The sequence below is a fragment of the Leeuwenhoekiella obamensis genome, assembly GCF_055391795.1.
Window position 1 is genome coordinate 2,875,857 of the sequence record NZ_AP029251.1, and the last position, 16,542, is coordinate 2,892,398.

The window sequence follows — 16,542 nt, forward strand, 5'->3', positions numbered from 1 at the left end:
TTTGAACTTTAGGGGTTTTTAAAAAAGGCTACTTAGAACTTCTAACGATCGTGGCCTTCTGAATCCTTGCAAATGTAAATCATAGTATAATAACAAGGTTTCTAAAAATGAGGTGCGACGCTCTTTGTTGAGTTTAAGCGCTGCTAAAGTTTCAAAACTTGTCTCGAGCAGATCTTTGAGCAAAAGCAACGGTTGTCCTTCAATACAATAATGCTCTTCATACGCTTGAAACATCCCTGTCTCTAAATTAAAATAGGATAACTCCTCATGATTCTCATCTGGATAAAAGCCTAAAAACCGCGTAAGCTTCAGCATAAAAAGCAGGTGGAAATTAGCGACTTTATCATGATGGTCAAGCCAAAGAAAAGCATGTTCTAGATAAGCAAAAAGCGCAGGGTTTGCTTCCTCTTCTTGTATCGCTCCTTTAAGCAATTCACTTAAAAACATAACGATCCCTGTTTTAGAAAAATCTGTATGCAAACTCACATACGGATGCAAAACCTTAGCGTCTCTTATATTCTCAAGATTACCTTTATTCTTATGATTTGCTTCAATTTCTAGCTGCGTAGCCGGCTGAAACATCGCAGTGCGTAATTTGCCTTTACGAGACTTTAAAACACCGCGCAGCAAGTACGATTTGAGTCCGTCGCTCTCTGTGTATAGTTTTGCAATAAGGTCTGCCTCACCATACTTTATTGCCGAGATCACTATGGCTTTTGTTTTAACCAGCATTAGCGAATGATCATAAGTTTTGCAACCTTCGTTTCGCTGGCATCGCTGCTGGTCACTAGAATTAAATACACTCCAGAGGCCACTCTATATTTCCCAAAAGCTATTGTATCCCACTGTATGCTTCCACCCACTGCCACTTCTTCATGCACAAGATTACCAGTAATATCTGTGATCTTTACATTTGCTCTCGCAGTAAGACCATCTATAATTACGTTGCCACGAAAATCTGGCCGAACGGGGTTAGGGTAAGCACGCACTTGTTCTAGATCATCTGATGGATCTACCGCTGTGCCGCTAAAAGAAACCAACCCAAGCGGAGTCGCAAAATACACTTCACCACTTTCAGAATCTATGCTTATATCTTGAACGTTATTAGATGGCAAGGGAGAATTGGATTGATCAAATTGCGCCAGCGTTTCCTGCCCGCTTGAAGAAAAGTAGAATGCTCCGCTGTTTAATGTCCCTATCCATTTGTTATTAGAACCATCTACCTCAATGTGGTAAATAAATTGCTCATTGAGTAATTCCGCCGCAAGGCCATCTTGCAAAATAATTATAGGTTGGGTTTGCACATCTGGGTTATCAAAAACCTGCGCTGGCCCGTATAACAATCGTAAGCCTAATTCTGTACCGATCCAGAGTACACCGTTGTTATCAATAGCGAGAGATCTTATTCTCTTTGACGGCAGATTATTGCCTTCTTCTGTAAGCAAAACAAACGCTCCGCTACTAGGATTGTATGCCGCAAGACCATAATTATGTGTCCCAAAAAACACATTACCCGCGCGATCTACAACTAGCGAACTATAGTTAGTTGCCGGCCCATCAAGAATATCGCTCACGTCTATTCCCTGAATATTTCCGCCGCTTTTGCGAGCGATACCATTATCTACAAGGCTGTTTGTCATCCATAGATTACCGTCACGATCATAAGCCGCCGCATTGATTCGCACATCTGTAGGATTGATTTGTATATCGCTAAGGCCGCTATTTGTTTCATCGCTAAGCGCCACCGGCACATCATCCTGAATTTCTAACAAACCAGAGTTATACGAACTCACAAAAACATGATCATTATCTTCTGGATCAATAGTGATATTCGTTAAATTATTTGCCTGCAAAGCCTCGTCATAAGAGATATTTACCCAAGTACTATCAATATGCAAATGACTTAATCCGCGGCGCTTTAATGGAAAAGGGTTGTACGTATTAGAATAATCACCATAAACCACATACAAACCACCAGGATGCGCCTCAATATTAAAAGGATCATTGCGCAACGGACCATCTGGCACAACTTGCAAAGCTTGCGTGGGATTTGTTGTGCTGCTAATTAGGAGTCCGTTGTCGTTTGTTCCTAGATAGATCGTTTCATTTACCGCAATACCTGTATTGTAAGTCGCATCATATTCTGGTAAAACGGGTACGCTCGCGATCTGCGATCCAGAAGCATTAAAAATATAGACTGTGTTATTGAACGTAATTGTTAGGCTTTCGCCGAAAGGCATAAAATCTCTATAACTCCCAGAGAAACTCGCAACCGAGACAAAAGTATTGCCATCATAACGCTGCAACTGATTAGAAGTATTGATCGCATACAGCTGCTCGTTAAGATTTGCGACGCCATACCAACTACCGCCAGCAACCTGAGACCAGTTTGCAAAATCTATAAGATCATCATTTTGCACCAGCGCCCTGCGAATGCCATTTGCCGCCGTAGCAGCGTAAATATAATCGCCCACAACAGCGGTTTGATTGATAGTAAGTGATTCGCCGGCATCACCAATAAAGTAAGAATCATCAAACTCTAAGCGAGCAAGATCAAAAAGTGAAATCCCAAAACCTGATGAAATATAGACAAAGCCGTCATATTCCATAAAATGATTGATGCGCCTTGCCTGCGGTAAAATGGTTTGCTTGTTACTAATATCTACGACGGTAAGTACATTTTCATCTTCGCGCACCACATCAAACTTCCCAGAAACGTAGCCTACAAATAGGGCGTTTATGCTTTGGCTGTAATAAATAGCAGAGATCTCTTCACCCATCAAGCCTTGTATTGTAGAGAATTCTGTGGTTTTATCTGTTACGAGATCGTAAGCAAAAATGCTGTTTTTCGCTGCAGCGAAAATAAGATCGTTGCCATAAGCCACATGCTCAATGGTTGTGTATGAGAAATACCCCTTCCAGCTATCTGAAAAATCCTGTGCTTTCGCCGAAAGGCAAAAAAGCAAAATGAGGATAAGTGACAGTTTTTTAAGCATATACTTAGGGCTAAACCTATAACGCCCAAAAGTACAATTATTGTAAAAGAAAAGCCCCTGCTATTGCAGAGGCTCATCATAATATTATGTTGTGCGTGTTTTATACCACACCTTGTGCTAGCATAGCATCTGCAACTTTAACGAAGCCTGCGATGTTTGCACCTTTTACATAGTCTATAAATCCATCTTCTTGCTTACCATGCTCCATACACGCATTGTGAATATCGTACATGATCTCATGCAGCTTTTGATCTACTTCTTCTGCACTCCAGTTGTAACGTAAACTGTTTTGAGACATCTCTAGACCAGAAGTTGCTACACCACCAGCATTAGACGCTTTACCTGGTGAGAACAAGATCTTATTTGCGATGAATACCTCAACAGCTTCTGGTGTACAAGGCATGTTTGCACCTTCACCTACGCTCATCACTCCATTTTTAACAAGCAATTCAGCATCAGCTTTATCAAGTTCGTTTTGTGTTGCACATGGTAATGCGATATCGCATTTTACATCCCATGGCGCTTTACCTTCATGATATTCTGCATCTGGATATTGGTCTACATATTCTTTAATACGACCACGACGCTCATTTTTAAGTTCCATAACAAAGGCAAGTTTCTCTTTGTTTAGACCGTCTTTATCATAAATGTAACCACCACTATCTGAAAGTGTAACCACTTTACCATCTAGTTGCATTGCTTTTTCAGCCGCATATTGTGCTACGTTACCAGAACCTGAGATCACGATAGTTTTACCAGAGATCTTTTCGCCGCGAGTCTTCAACATATACTTTGTGAAGTACACGTTACCATATCCTGTAGCTTCAGGGCGGATCTTAGAACCACCGTAAGAAAGACCTTTACCGGTAAGAACACCTGTAAATTCATTCTTAATTCTCTTGTATTGACCAAACATATACCCGATCTCACGACCACCTACACCTATGTCTCCTGCTGGTACATCTGTGTTAGGGCCAATATGACGATATAACTCTGTCATAAAGCTTTGGCAAAAACGCATAACTTCTGCATCGCTTTTACCACGTGGATTAAAATCTGATCCACCTTTACCTCCACCCATAGGTAATGAGGTAAGGCTATTCTTAAACACTTGCTCAAAACCAAGGAATTTAAGAATACTTAGATTTACTGATGGGTGAAATCTTAAACCACCTTTATATGGACCTATTGCAGAATTAAATTCTACACGGTACCCTTTATTAATCTGAATTTCTCCACTGTCGTCTACCCAAGGCACACGAAACAATATCACTCGCTCTGGCTCTGCCATACGCTCAAGCAACTTAGCATCCTGATATTTAGGGTTTTCTTCAATAAAAGGAATTACAGTTTCTGCAACCTCTCTTACCGCCTGAAGGAACTCAGGTTCATTTGGATTTCGTTTTTCAACAGAATCAACAAACTTCTTTACGCTTTCAGTCATTTCGCAAACGTTTTATATAGTTGAAATTTTAAGCCTTATTTTGCGGTGCAAATATACATTATCTTGAATTTTATATATGTTTTTTTAAAGAATCTTTAATTATAAAGAGGTGATTTTGCCAATGTATGTTAAGATGAATTTAACCTAATATTTTAAGAGGGTTGATTAATGAGATTTTCTATCTTTGCCCGCAAGTTTTTGCCCCAGACGTATGAAAACCAGAATCCTACTTATAGTATTGGTTCTTGCCCTTAAACCTATGGTAACAAGGGCACAATCAATGTTCTCCAGTGAAGTGGGTGTTCTTGCTGGTCCGCTGCTTTTTCAATCAGACTTTGGTTTAAGAAATAACTTTGACACAAACGTTAGCAACCTAGGTCTTGGTGTAGGTGTTTTTCATTACTTCAACTTTGCTTATCGTGCTGACTGTGATTGCTATAGTAGAGATCGCTATTTTAATGATCACTTTATGGTAAGAGTAGAGTTAGACTACCATATTACAAATCTTACGCATGAAGGTCCGTTATCTGAAAAAGATACAGATGAAGGTCGCGACCTTAGAGATCACATGGGTAAAAGCAACGTTTTTGAAGCTGGTGCGCAAATTGAGTTTCATCCTTTTAGTATTAGAGATTTTAATGCTGGAGCCTCTTTTGTTCATCCTTACGTTGGTATTGGCGCACACTACGTGAATTTCAAACCAGACTTCTCATCAATACAAGACGTTCCGGGAGCCACACCAGAAGATATTTATTACAATGCTTTTTTAGTGGGCGATGGGATCTTGGGTGGTCTTGATGATACAAGACAAAACACTTGGGCTGTAACTGCCAGTGGCGGATTGCGTTTTAAAGTTGGTCAACTTAACGACATCTTACTTGAGTTGCGCTACCACAAATATTTCTCAAACTGGGTAGATGGCCTTAATCCTGACCCACAATTTTACCCACCAAACAAATTTGACGACTCTATCATGTGGTTGATGGTAGGTTATATTATTTACCTTAATTATTAAGCTAAAGCGCTTTTAAGATCTTCTAGCAGATCTTCAATATCCTCTATTCCTACGCTTAAGCGAATCAAAGAATCTTTAATTCCTGTTTTTGCACGCTCTTCAGCAGGTATACTTGCATGCGTCATACTTGCAGGATGACCAGCAAGACTTTCTACACCACCCAAACTTTCAGCGAGGGTAAAGACTTTAAGCTTTTCTACAACTTGCACTGCACCTTGAAGAGAATCTTCTTTTGTGGTGAAAGATACCATCCCTCCAAAATCTTTCATTTGATCTTTAGCGGTCGCATGATTAGGATGATCTTCAAAACCTGGCCAGTACACTTTATCAACCTTAGGATGTTCTTTTAAAAATTCTGCGACAGCACGACCATTCTCACAATGACGTTGCATGCGTACGTGCAGTGTTTTTATTCCGCGTAAAGCGAGAAAACTATCCTGCGGCCCGCAAACGGCACCGCTCGCATTTTGAATAAAGTAGAGTTTATCTGCAAGTTCTTTTTCTTTAATAACAAGTGCACCCATCACAAGATCACTGTGACCTCCTATGTATTTTGTAGCGCTATGCATCACGATATCTGCGCCAAGTTCCAGCGGCTGTTGCAAATATGGCGTAGCAAAGGTGTTGTCTACCGCCAATAGCAAATTATGCTTTTTGGCTACAGCCGAAACCGCCCTTATATCAATTATATTCATCATCGGGTTAGTAGGCGTTTCTACCCAGATGAGTTTTGTATTCTCATTGATGTAGGACTCAATTTTAGACGCATCATCCATTGGGACAAAATGAAATTTGAGTCCGAAATCTTCAAAGATCTTCGTGAACAAACGATATGAGCCACCATAAAGATCGTTTGTGGAAATGATCTCATCGCCCGGTTTAAAGAGCTTCATCACAGCGTCAATCGCCGCAAGACCAGAACCAAAGGCTAGTCCAAATTCACCATTCTCAATACTTGCCAACGTATCTTCAAGAATGGCGCGAGTAGGATTACCGCTTCGCGAATATTCAAAACCTTTATGACCGCCCGGCGTAGATTGTGCATAGGTTGACGTTTGATAAATAGGCGGCATCACACTGTTGTATGCAGGATCTACTTCTTTATGATTTCCGTGAATGGTCTTTGTGTTGAATTTCATACGCTTAATTTGCAGTGTTAAAGATTAAGTAAAAATAGAAAGCTCGAGAGCTATTGCCAAAAATGCTCCTACCTTTATGCCATGATTAACACAAGACGATTTTTTAGCATAGGATACACAGCGATCATTTTCGCTCTATTTATAAGTTGTAAAGAAGACTCAAAGCCAGAAGAGAAGGAAGAACCGGTGATGATGAGCTTTGAGAAAACGGCCATAGACAAAAGTTCTCTAGAACAGTGCAAAGACTCACTCTGCCCTACAATTAATATCAATAGCCTTACGGCGAAAGGAGATTCTAACCTCTCAAAAACCGTTAATGATGCTTTGAACAAAAGGTTGACCGCCTATTTTATCATGTCTCCTGAAGAAGAAGATCAAGTTGAAACGCTAGATCAAGGAATTGACAGCTTTATAAAAGACTTCAGAGATTTTAAAACCGACTTCCCCGAAACGGAAACAGGCTATGAAATGGAAGCCACCACTTCTGTTTCTTATCAATCTGCCGCTTTACTTTCTCTAGCGATCGAGAGCTACAGCTACTGGGGCGGTGCGCATGGTTATGGCAGCACTTCTTTTTTAAATTTTAATAAAGAAACGGGCAAGCAATTAGCAAACGATGCACTCTTTAAAGACAAAAAGGCTTTTTTGGCTATAGCCGAAAAAAAATTCAGAGCGCAACAAGATATACCCGCAGATCAATACATTAATTACACCGGTTATATGTTTGAAGACGACGTGTTCGCATTACCCGAAAACATAGGATTTCAAGATAATGAGATCGTCTTGATCTACAATCCTTATGAGGTTGCCGCTTACGCGGAAGGGATTATCGAGCTACGCATTGAGCTCAACGAAATTAAAGACTTACTTGCTGTTAATCTATAACGTGAAGCAACGCAAGAACAGAACCTCTGTGCAAACCTTCATGAAATAGATTAAAAGAGATCGCGTGGTCTACATTTTCTAGCGTCACGCCCACAGATGTACTATACGACTGAAAATCTTTGAAAATCCCTTTTTTGTAATCTACCTCTGTTTGCTCAATAGTAGAAAAAAGTAGTTTTTTGATCTCATCAACTTCTTCTTGAGTAACGTCACGCTCTGGCTTAGAACCTTTTTTGTAAGCAGCGATCATCTCATCATTTACAAGAGGTTTTTGTCCGCTTAACTTATAAACCAGCAATTGCTGCGTTACCATTGTATGCGCAATATTCCAGATGATATTGTTATTAAATCCTTCTGGGATTTTGTTTAATTGCTCAAGGCTTAGATCGTCCAGATATTTTTTAAAAGCCAATCTATTTTTAAGCGTTCCGTCTATTGCAAAGTCGATCATGATCTATTGTTTGATTTGTAACAAAAATACCGTTTTTGTAAGTGATATGGGTTATTGAAATAAGGTGAAGTACCTTTGCAACTCAAAAAATAAAATGATGCAAAAAGTTTTCTATCTATCTACCTGTGATACTTGCTCTAGAATCTTAAAAGAGCTAGATCTTCCTGCAAGTTTTGAACGTCGTGAGATCAAAGAAAATCCTATCACCGCAACTGAGTTAGATGAACTTTATGCACTAACTGATAGCTACGAAGCCCTTTTTAACAAAAGAGCAAGATTATATAGAGAACGTGGCTTGAACACTCAAGAACTTCAAGAAGCAGATTTTAAAGATCTATTGCTAGATCATTATACTTTTTTAAAGCGTCCTGTGATCTTAAACGATGATCAAATCTTTGTAGGTAACAGCAAGAAAACCGTTGCCGCTGCAAACGAAGCGATAAACGGATAATAATCCATACATGAATAAACGTTACCTCGCATTAGCCGCAGCAACGACTGCCAGCTTTATTTATGGTATAAACCATACGCTTGCAAAGGATATAATGCCCACGCACATTCAGCCGTTTGGGTTTATATTTCTACGCGTTTTAGGTGCGAGTATATTATTCTGGATCGCTAGTATTTTTACTAAAAACGAAAAAATAGACCGTAAAGACTGGCCACGTCTATTGGGTTGTGCTGTTTTTGGTATGGCGATTAATATGCTTGCCTTCTTTAAAGGTTTGCAACTTTCAACGCCTATTAACAGCTCTGTTGTAATCACCATTTCTCCTGTAATGCTGTTGTTACTTTCAGCGCTATTTTTAAAAGAAAAGATAGGTTGGGTAAAGATCGTAGGTATTGCAATGGGTTTGATCGGGGCTTTGGTTTTGATACTTTTTGGCGAAAGCCAACAACAAAACGCTCCAAATATCGCGCTAGGAAATTTGCTTTTTATTGTAAATGCGACGGCTTATGCGGTGTATTTGATATTAGTAAAACCGCTTACCAAAAAATACAGCACCATCACCTTGATGAAGTGGCTTTTTCTCATAGGAGTTGTGATCAATTTTCCGTTTACTATTCAAGAATTTACGACGGTACAATGGAGTTCTCTTAGCACAGACGTTATGCTTATCATGGGGTTTGTAGTTCTGGGAACGACGTTTATGACCTATTTACTAAACATCTACGCGCTCAAAACGCTTAAAGCATCAACCATTGGTGCATTTATCTACTTGCAACCGTTGATCGCAGTACTTTTTGCAGTGATCGTAGGCGCAGACAGCCTTAGCATGATCAGGATAATCGCTGCTGCATTTATTTTCACAGGCGTTTATCTATCAACGCGCAAGCCTAAAAAAATTAAAGCGTAAGGTCTTTTGGCTTTTTGTTAAAGCGGCGCGTATCTTCTTTAGTAAGCACCTTAAAATCTTCGGTTTTTTCTAGCTCTCTAAAGCGCTCAAGCATTTCTTCTGGCAAGCCCACAAGCTTGCGATCTTGCAAATTGATCCAGGCGCCCATCATTTCGCATGAAGCAAAATTCCTGCCTTTATAATCATAAAAATTATGGGCAAATTCAAAGAACATCCCGTCTTCTGATAGTCCACGCAATTGCAAAGAAACCGTGATAGGTTTACCCGGAAAAACCTCTCTGAAGTAAAAAATATGCTCATAAAATGCCACCGGCCCAAGGTCTTGCTCATTAAGTTCTAGCTGGCCAAAACCTATTTCCATAAGATAGCTCATGCGCGTATGGCTCATAAAACTTATGTAAGCGCTATTTGCAAGGTGTCTGTTTGCGTCGATATCGCTCCAGCGAATTTCAAACTGTTTTGTGAACATAAAATTGAAGTTTTCATCAAAATTACAAATATTATGCACGCATAACAGTTAAAACGGTTGTAAGAACCATCTTTGCATCATACTTTAGTTTCAAAATTCATCAATGCCTATCATCAATTCTTCATACAAAGCTCCTAGAACTTTTAGAAACCCGCATGTAAACACCATTTACGCGTCGCAGTTTAGAAGAGTTACCGGCGTGATACATGAGCGAGAAAGACTATGGCTTGATGATGGTGATTTTCTTGATGTAGATTGGAGTTTCGCTCATGGCGAAAAAAAATCAGACAAAGTTGCGGTGATCTTTCACGGGCTTGAAGGCAACTCAAAAAGACCATACGTTCTGGGCATGGCAAAAATCCTGAATCAAAATGGCTTTGACAATGTTTCTGTAAATCTTCGTGGCTGCAGTGGCGAAGAAAACCTGAGTTACAAAACCTATCACAGCGGCGCAACAGATGATGTAGAAGCGATCGTAAATCACGTTTTACAGAAAGATAAATACCGCACCATTGATCTTGTAGGATTTAGTCTGGGCGGTAATCTTATTTTAAAATATCTGGGAGAAGACAGGAAACTACCTGCTACGATCAATAAAGGAGTAGCGATCTCAACACCGGTGGACCTTAAAGAATCTTTAGATTGTTTAAATCAAAATATCAATCTACTGTACCGCTTCAACTTTTTGCTTACCATGCGCAGTAAGTTTAAAAACAAACTCGCAAAATTTGAAACAGACCTTGATCCTAAGCAAATTAAAAAGATAAAGACCTTTGAAGCTTTTGACAATCTGTACACCGCGCCAGCACACGGTTTTAAAGACGCAATGGATTATTATGCCAAAAGTAGCAGCGCGCAATTTCTGCAAAACATACAGCAACCTACGCTGCTTATCAACGCTAAAGACGACACCTTTATGAGCGGCAATTGCTACCCACACAAACAAGCCGAAGCAAATAGCAATCTTTTCTTAGAGTTGCCAGAGACTGGCGGCCATGTAGGTTTTGTAAAGCGCACACCATTTTATTACAACGAAGAACGGGCGCTAGAGTTTTTACGCTAACATATTTTTAATTGCAGTCGCATAAAATCGTTCGTATATTACCGCTTCCTTTTTTGCCCTGTTAAAAAAGAGAAAACTATTATTTAAAACACACTACAAACATTTCATTTGGCTTTAAGCCAAAACAAAATTCACAACAATGAAAATTCTAAAAACAATTGCCCTTTCTGCATTAACAGTACTTTTTATCAGCTGCGGTGGCGGTGACAAGAAAGATGATCAAAAAGAAGAAGTAAAACTTAAAACAAGCTCTTCTACAACTACAAAAAAAGAAGATCCTAACGTAACTGAAGTTGTGCTACTTGCTAACGACCAGATGCAGTTTAACACAAAAGAGATCAAAGTACCAGCAGGAAAACAAGTAAAAATTGTTCTAAGACACACTGGTAAGCAGCCGGTAGAAGTTATGGGTCATAACTTTGTACTTCTTACACAAGACACACAGATGTCTGAGTTTGCAGCAAAAGCAGCTACTGCAAGAGATAACAACTACATCCCAGAAGGAACTGATGCAGTTATCGCTCACACAAAAATGATAGGTGGTGGTCAGGAGACTACAATCACTTTTGACGCTCCAGAAGCAGGAGAATATACTTTTATCTGTAGCTTCCCAGGTCACTACAGCATGATGAACGGCAAGTTTATTGTAGAGTAAGCTTACGCGAAATCTACCCCTATGAGAAAACCCCATTTTTTAATTGCATTTTTATTTCTAGTGATAGTATCTTCCTGTAAAAACGACGGTAAGGAGAACAACACAAACTTACCTGCCGAAGAAGAACAATTTCCTAAAAAGTCTGAAGATCCCATAGATCGTTATGGCGAACTGCTTGAAGACGTACAAATGCAACATATTTTTGCTGATGGTAAAACATTTGTAGATAGTGATCCTAAGCACCCTGCAGACTCTATCTTAAAATGGTATCAAGAAGCAAAAAAACAATCTGATATTAAGGTAAATCTTAGGGAGTTCATCACAGAGAATTTTGAACTCCCAGATACGCCTACCAGCGGCTTTCATAGCGACACTACAAGATCTGTGGCAGAACACATCACTGCGCTGTGGCCATATCTTATGCGTGACGCAGATGAACACGAAACAGGTTCTAGAATAGCACTTCCCAATTCTTATATCGTGCCAGGCGGCAGATTTAGAGAAGTATATTACTGGGATAGCTACTTTATACTTCTAGGTCTGCAAGAAGCTGGTGAGAATGAATTGATAGAGAATATACTTGATAATTTTGCGTATCAGATCAATACAATAGGTTTTATCCCTAACGGTAACCGTACGTATTACAAAGGTAGAAGTCAGCCACCATTCTTTGCAGAGATGGTAAATCTACTTGCCGGAGTTAATGGTGATACAGCCGTTTATTCTAGATATAAAGACGCACTGCAAAAAGAATACGATTTCTGGATGAAGGGCTCTGAAAATCTTGCTGATGGTGATCAAAACGCTCGTGTTGTAAAATTAGCAGACGGCAGTATTCTTAACCGTTACTTCAGCAACACAAGCACGCCTAGAGCAGAGAGCTATCGCGAAGATATCTTGACCGCTCAAGAAGCTGAGGGACGAGATGCAAAAGATGTGTATCTCAATATTTCGGCGGCTTGTGAGAGTGGCTGGGATTTTAGCAGTAGATGGTTTGAAGACCCTCAAAATCTTGCGACTATTAAGACCACAAGAATTCTTCCTGTAGATCTTAATGCGCTAATGTATAATCTCGAAGTTACTTTGGCGAAAGCCTACAAAAGTACAGGCGACGAGCTAAAATCTCAAGAAATGACTGAGGCTGCTCGTGCTCGTGAACTTGCGATTAACCGCTATTTATGGGATGCTAAAGAGCAAGTTTATAAAGATTATGATCTGGACAATACAGGTTTCACTTCTGTGAAATCTCTTGCGATGGTATATCCTGTGTATTTTGATTTAGCTTCAGAAGAGCAAGCAAATGGCGTGGCTGCTGAGCTTAAAAAAGACTTTTTAAAACCTGGCGGACTAGTAACTTCTCTTGTTGACAATGGGCAGCAATGGGATAGCCCTAACGGTTGGCCGCCGCATCAATGGCTAGCCATAAGAGGTCTTGAAAAACACAACCTTAATAATCTTGCAGATGCTATTAAAATGCGCTGGTTAAGACTTAACGAGCAAGTTTATAAACGCACTGGTAAGATGCTAGAGAAATATAACGTTATGGATACAACCCTTGTTGCCGGTGGTGGTGAATACCCTACTCAAGACGGTTTCGGGTGGACAAATGGCGTATATATGGACCTTAAGAAGAATTAATATTTGGCTTAAAGCCAAAAAATAAAAGTGGATATCTTAATCGATATCCACTTTTTTGTATGCATCAATTACAGCCTGCTCGCCAGTTTTACCAGCTTTTGAGTTGCCGTGTTCCATCCCTACGATACCGGTATATCCTTTATCATAAATAAACTTGAATACATTCTCATAGTTTATCTCTCCGGTGGTAGGCTCATTTCTTCCAGGATTATCCCCCACTTGAAAATACCCGATCTCATCCCAGCATTTTTCAATGTTAGGTATCAAATTACCTTCTTGAATTTGCTGATGATAAATATCAAATAAGATCTTACACGAAGGGCTATCTACAGCTTTGCAGATCTCGTAAGCTTGTGGAGATTCTTTTAAGAACAAGCCAGGATGATTGTAAAAATTAAGTGGTTCTAGCACCATTGTTATTTCATGTGGCTCAAGAATTTCCGCAGCTTGTTTAAGACTTTCTACAACATGTGCGGTTTGATATGCGAGATTCTGTTTTTGATCTACATAACCAGGTACAACAGTGATCCATTTTGCATTCACTCGCTTTGCAACCTCAACACTCGCTTTGATCTCAGACAAGAATTCTTCGCGTTTATCCAGCTTTCCACTGGTAAGGCTGGGCTCTGTCCAGTAAATTTTATGCGCTACAAAAACACCCATTTCAATGCCTCGCTTTTGCATTGTTGCAGCCATTTTATTTTGAAGATCAATGCTTCGGTTGCGCATCTCGTTATCTTCAAAGGCAGTAAAACCTTGATCTGCCATAAAGTTTAGCTGATCTATTGGGTCTTCTCCCGCCATGTTCTTGAACATTCCTAAATGCGGAGCGTACTTGAGTTTAAAACTATGTTCTGGCAAATCACTTTTCGCTTTAAGCGAAAAGGCATGCGCCCCACCAAAAGCTAAAAAGGAACCCCCAAGGGTTCCTTTTTGTATAAAATCTCGTCTTTTCATTATAAAGACATCGTCTTACCGTTATTTCCTGCTTCGCCCAGGTCAATACAGCCGATAAGTTGTCCTGGTACAGGATCGTACCAAAGCACATTCTCTCCTACCGCTTCGCTGTTCTTCCAAGCCCAGATCGCACGATTTCTCACATTCTCAAGATAACCGTATGATGAAGCTTCTGTATCGATCTCAGCTCCTTCTGGCGCCTCTGGATCTTGCGTAGCAGATAGTCTTTTTACATAATCATCTCTCTTCTCTTTTTCTGCACCTAAGTACATCGCAACAGCCTTCTCAAAATCTTCTGGCTCGCCTTCGTCTACAGATTTATTAAAGTTGCTTTTAAAGTTTATTGCAAATGCATCTGCACCAGCTTTAAAATCTTTTTGCTCTTGCTCTCCTGCAACTTCGTCAAGGTATGCATCAATAAATTGTGCAATATTAACATCTGTAGCTCCTGGAGTATCTGTTTTTGGAATAATGACTTCTAAAACTTGTTGAAGCGCATAACCATTAGCCGGAGTAAGAAAAACGGGTTCCCACTCAAAGCCAGGCTCATTTTTACAGCTTTGTAAAAGGCTTAAAACAGTGGGTGCTGCAACAACATAACCAGCTCCTAAACCTAGATTCTTTAAAACTTGTCTTCTATTCATCATTATGCCGAAAATTTACCGTTCTTTAATTGTTCTGCTGCGTGTGCTGCTGCTCTTGCAGTAAAGGCCATATATGTAAGTGATGGGTTCACACAACTTGCTGAAGTCATGAACGCACCATCTGTAACATATACGTTAGGCACTGTATGCACTTGGTTGTTCTTGTTCACAACAGATGTTTTAGGATCGCTACCCATACGAGCAGTTCCCATCTCGTGAATACCAAGACCTGGAGCACCTGGAGCGTCATACGCATAAACATCAGTACAACCTGCCTTTTCTAGCATATCAACTGCCTGTTGTTTCATATCCTTACGCATTTCCCACTCATTCTCTTTCCATCCTGCATCAAAGGTAATTGTAGGTAAGCCCCACTTATCCTTTTTATCATAGTCTAGCGTCATCTTGTTCTCATGGTATGGTAGGCATTCGCCAAAAGCAGTAATACCAATGGTCCATCCACCTGGTTTACCTATGGCTTCTTTAAGCTCTGGTCCATAACCTAGCTCTGCAACAGCTTCTGTCCAGTCACCGCGACTAGCAGAACCTTGATAACCGTAACCACGCTTGAAGTTTGGCATATCTGTATCACCTCCTAAGTTTCTAAAACGTGGAATGTAGATACCGTTTGCACGTCTTCCTTTATAATATTTGTCTTCAAAGCCATTGTATTTACCAGAAGCACCCACACGGAAGTGGTGGTCCATAATGTTATGACCTAGCTCACCGCTATCATTTCCTAAACCATTAGGAAAACGATCTGACTTAGATTGCATCAAGATAGAAGCAGATGCGATCGCAGAAGCACATAAGAAAACAACTTTAGATTTAAATTCTAACTTCTCGTTAGTTTCTGCATCAATAACTTTTACTCCTGTAGCAAGACCTGTTGCATCATCATAAACTACTTCATGAACGATACTAAATGGTCTAAGTGTCATATTACCTGTACGCTCTGCAGCAGGCAATGTAGATGAGTTACTACTAAAGTATGCCCCAAACGGACAACCTCTCATACAACGGTTTCGATACTGGCAACTAGAACGCCCTTCAAAGGATTTTGTTCCTGTAATATGCGCAGCACGACCTATTGTAACTATTCTATCTTTATAGTTCTGTGCAATGTTCTTTTTCATTTCCTCCTCCACACAGTTCATCGCCATAGGAGGACCAAATTTACCATCAGGTAATTGTGGTAAACCATCATTAGAACCACTTACACCTATATATTCTTCAACTTTATCATACCATGGTGCGATATCCTTATAACGCACTGGCCAGTCTACAGCTACTCCTTCTTTCTTATTAGCTTCAAAGTCAAAATCACTCCAACGGTAACTTTGTCTTCCCCACATAATACTTCTACCTCCTACGTGATACCCACGCATCCAGTCAAAACGCTTAGTCTCATTATACGGATGATCCAGGTCATTCACAAAAAAGTGACTGTGCGCCTTGTTAGTAGTATACCCTGTGCGGGCTTGCTTAAATTGTTTAGCAGCCTCTTCACGGGTTTGTTGTCCTTTGAATTTAAAATCCCATGGATCCATATTGGCCGTAGGATAATCCTCAATGTGCTTAACCATGCGCCCACGTTCTAGAACCAGGGTTTTAAGACCAGCTTCGCATAGCTCTTTAGCGGCCCATCCGCCGCTTATTCCTGTACCTACAACGATAGCGTCGTACATCTCTTCAGGTTGTGTGTTCACGTAAATTATGTTTTTGTTAATTTCTATTAAGGTATGTTCTCAAATATATAAATTCTATGTTATTTTTTTTAGGAAATAAAAAAAGTATAATTTAGACATTCAATATTTGGCAATATTTA

16 protein-coding genes are annotated in these 16,542 nt (G+C 40.0%); 7 read left to right on the top strand and 9 right to left on the bottom strand.

Annotation, left to right across the window (positions count from 1 at the left end):
- Positions 1 to 18: 18 nt before the first annotated feature.
- The 3 genes from recO to gdhA form a co-directional block, all read right to left on the bottom strand.
- Positions 19 to 732 carry a DNA repair protein RecO gene (gene recO / locus ACZ5L8_RS12750; RefSeq protein ID WP_462600263.1) on the bottom strand — a complete coding sequence of 238 codons (714 nt, stop codon included), beginning with the start codon at positions 730 to 732 and terminating at the stop codon, positions 19 to 21.
- Positions 732 to 2,996: a type IX secretion system anionic LPS delivery protein PorZ gene (gene porZ / locus ACZ5L8_RS12755; protein WP_464438028.1), complete on the bottom strand. Its 2,265-nt coding sequence runs from the start codon at positions 2,994 to 2,996 to the stop codon at positions 732 to 734. The genes recO and porZ overlap by 1 nt, the downstream gene beginning before the upstream one ends.
- Before the next feature lie 100 nt (positions 2,997 to 3,096).
- Positions 3,097 to 4,440 carry an NADP-specific glutamate dehydrogenase gene (gdhA, locus tag ACZ5L8_RS12760; RefSeq protein WP_464438030.1) on the bottom strand — a complete coding sequence of 448 codons (1,344 nt, stop codon included), beginning with the start codon at positions 4,438 to 4,440 and terminating at the stop codon, positions 3,097 to 3,099.
- A gap of 211 nt (positions 4,441 to 4,651) precedes the next feature.
- Here gdhA and ACZ5L8_RS12765 point away from each other — a divergent pair, with 211 nt between their 5' ends.
- Positions 4,652 to 5,455, top strand: coding sequence for a THC0290_0291 family protein (locus ACZ5L8_RS12765; RefSeq protein WP_464438032.1), 804 nt, complete (start codon positions 4,652 to 4,654; stop codon positions 5,453 to 5,455).
- Here the strand turns inward: ACZ5L8_RS12765 and ACZ5L8_RS12770 are convergent.
- Entirely contained in the window at positions 5,452 to 6,594 is a 1,143-nt protein-coding gene (locus ACZ5L8_RS12770) for a trans-sulfuration enzyme family protein (protein WP_464438034.1), read from the bottom strand. The two genes, ACZ5L8_RS12765 and ACZ5L8_RS12770, sit on opposite strands and share 4 nt — an antisense overlap.
- A gap of 81 nt (positions 6,595 to 6,675) precedes the next feature.
- Here ACZ5L8_RS12770 and ACZ5L8_RS12775 point away from each other — a divergent pair, with 81 nt between their 5' ends.
- Positions 6,676 to 7,479 carry a DUF3298 and DUF4163 domain-containing protein gene (locus ACZ5L8_RS12775; RefSeq protein ID WP_464438036.1) on the top strand — a complete coding sequence of 268 codons (804 nt, stop codon included), beginning with the start codon at positions 6,676 to 6,678 and terminating at the stop codon, positions 7,477 to 7,479.
- Here ACZ5L8_RS12775 and ACZ5L8_RS12780 read toward each other — a convergent pair.
- Positions 7,469 to 7,930 (bottom strand): DinB family protein, encoded by a 462-nt coding sequence (locus tag ACZ5L8_RS12780; protein ID WP_464438038.1) that lies wholly within the window; start codon positions 7,928 to 7,930, stop codon positions 7,469 to 7,471. The two genes, ACZ5L8_RS12775 and ACZ5L8_RS12780, sit on opposite strands and share 11 nt — an antisense overlap.
- A 94-nt stretch (positions 7,931 to 8,024) precedes the next feature.
- Here ACZ5L8_RS12780 and ACZ5L8_RS12785 point away from each other — a divergent pair, with 94 nt between their 5' ends.
- Together ACZ5L8_RS12785 and ACZ5L8_RS12790 are read left to right on the top strand one after the other, a co-directional pair.
- The gene (locus ACZ5L8_RS12785; RefSeq protein WP_464438040.1) at positions 8,025 to 8,381 is read left to right on the top strand and encodes an arsenate reductase family protein; all 357 of its coding nucleotides are present in this window, start codon (positions 8,025 to 8,027) and stop codon (positions 8,379 to 8,381) included.
- A 10-nt stretch (positions 8,382 to 8,391) separates the two neighbouring features.
- On the top strand, positions 8,392 to 9,288 hold the full coding sequence (locus ACZ5L8_RS12790; protein WP_464438042.1) for a DMT family transporter: 897 nt from the start codon (positions 8,392 to 8,394) through the stop codon (positions 9,286 to 9,288).
- Here the strand turns inward: ACZ5L8_RS12790 and ACZ5L8_RS12795 are convergent.
- A complete protein-coding gene (locus ACZ5L8_RS12795) occupies positions 9,278 to 9,757 on the bottom strand; it encodes an acyl-CoA thioesterase (protein ID WP_462600255.1) in 480 nt (159 codons plus the stop codon). The genes ACZ5L8_RS12790 and ACZ5L8_RS12795 overlap by 11 nt on opposite strands.
- A 103-nt stretch (positions 9,758 to 9,860) precedes the next feature.
- Between ACZ5L8_RS12795 and ACZ5L8_RS12800 the strand changes: the two genes are divergently transcribed.
- The 3 genes from ACZ5L8_RS12800 to treF all read left to right on the top strand — a co-directional run bounded on the left by ACZ5L8_RS12800 (position 9,861) and on the right by treF (position 13,113).
- Positions 9,861 to 10,820 carry a YheT family hydrolase gene (locus tag ACZ5L8_RS12800; RefSeq protein WP_464438044.1) on the top strand — a complete coding sequence of 320 codons (960 nt, stop codon included), beginning with the start codon at positions 9,861 to 9,863 and terminating at the stop codon, positions 10,818 to 10,820.
- Between the two features lie 139 nt (positions 10,821 to 10,959).
- Positions 10,960 to 11,475, top strand: a complete 516-nt coding sequence (gene azu / locus ACZ5L8_RS12805; protein WP_462600253.1) for an azurin — start codon at positions 10,960 to 10,962, stop codon at positions 11,473 to 11,475.
- Positions 11,476 to 11,496: 21 nt separating this feature from the next.
- Positions 11,497 to 13,113, top strand: a complete 1,617-nt coding sequence (gene treF, locus ACZ5L8_RS12810; RefSeq protein WP_464438045.1) for an alpha,alpha-trehalase TreF — start codon at positions 11,497 to 11,499, stop codon at positions 13,111 to 13,113.
- Positions 13,114 to 13,149: 36 nt separating this feature from the next.
- Here treF and ACZ5L8_RS12815 read toward each other — a convergent pair whose 3' ends face one another.
- From ACZ5L8_RS12815 to ACZ5L8_RS12825, 3 genes are read right to left on the bottom strand one after another with little or no spacing between them, the layout of a single operon-like run.
- Positions 13,150 to 14,070: a hydroxypyruvate isomerase family protein gene (locus ACZ5L8_RS12815; protein ID WP_464438047.1), complete on the bottom strand. Its 921-nt coding sequence runs from the start codon at positions 14,068 to 14,070 to the stop codon at positions 13,150 to 13,152.
- The gene (locus tag ACZ5L8_RS12820; protein ID WP_464438048.1) at positions 14,070 to 14,717 is read right to left on the bottom strand and encodes a gluconate 2-dehydrogenase subunit 3 family protein; all 648 of its coding nucleotides are present in this window, start codon (positions 14,715 to 14,717) and stop codon (positions 14,070 to 14,072) included. The genes ACZ5L8_RS12815 and ACZ5L8_RS12820 overlap by 1 nt, the downstream gene beginning before the upstream one ends.
- A complete protein-coding gene (locus tag ACZ5L8_RS12825; RefSeq protein ID WP_464440957.1) occupies positions 14,717 to 16,402 on the bottom strand; it encodes a GMC oxidoreductase in 1,686 nt (561 codons plus the stop codon). The genes ACZ5L8_RS12820 and ACZ5L8_RS12825 overlap by 1 nt, the downstream gene beginning before the upstream one ends.
- Positions 16,403 to 16,542 lie beyond the last annotated feature (140 nt).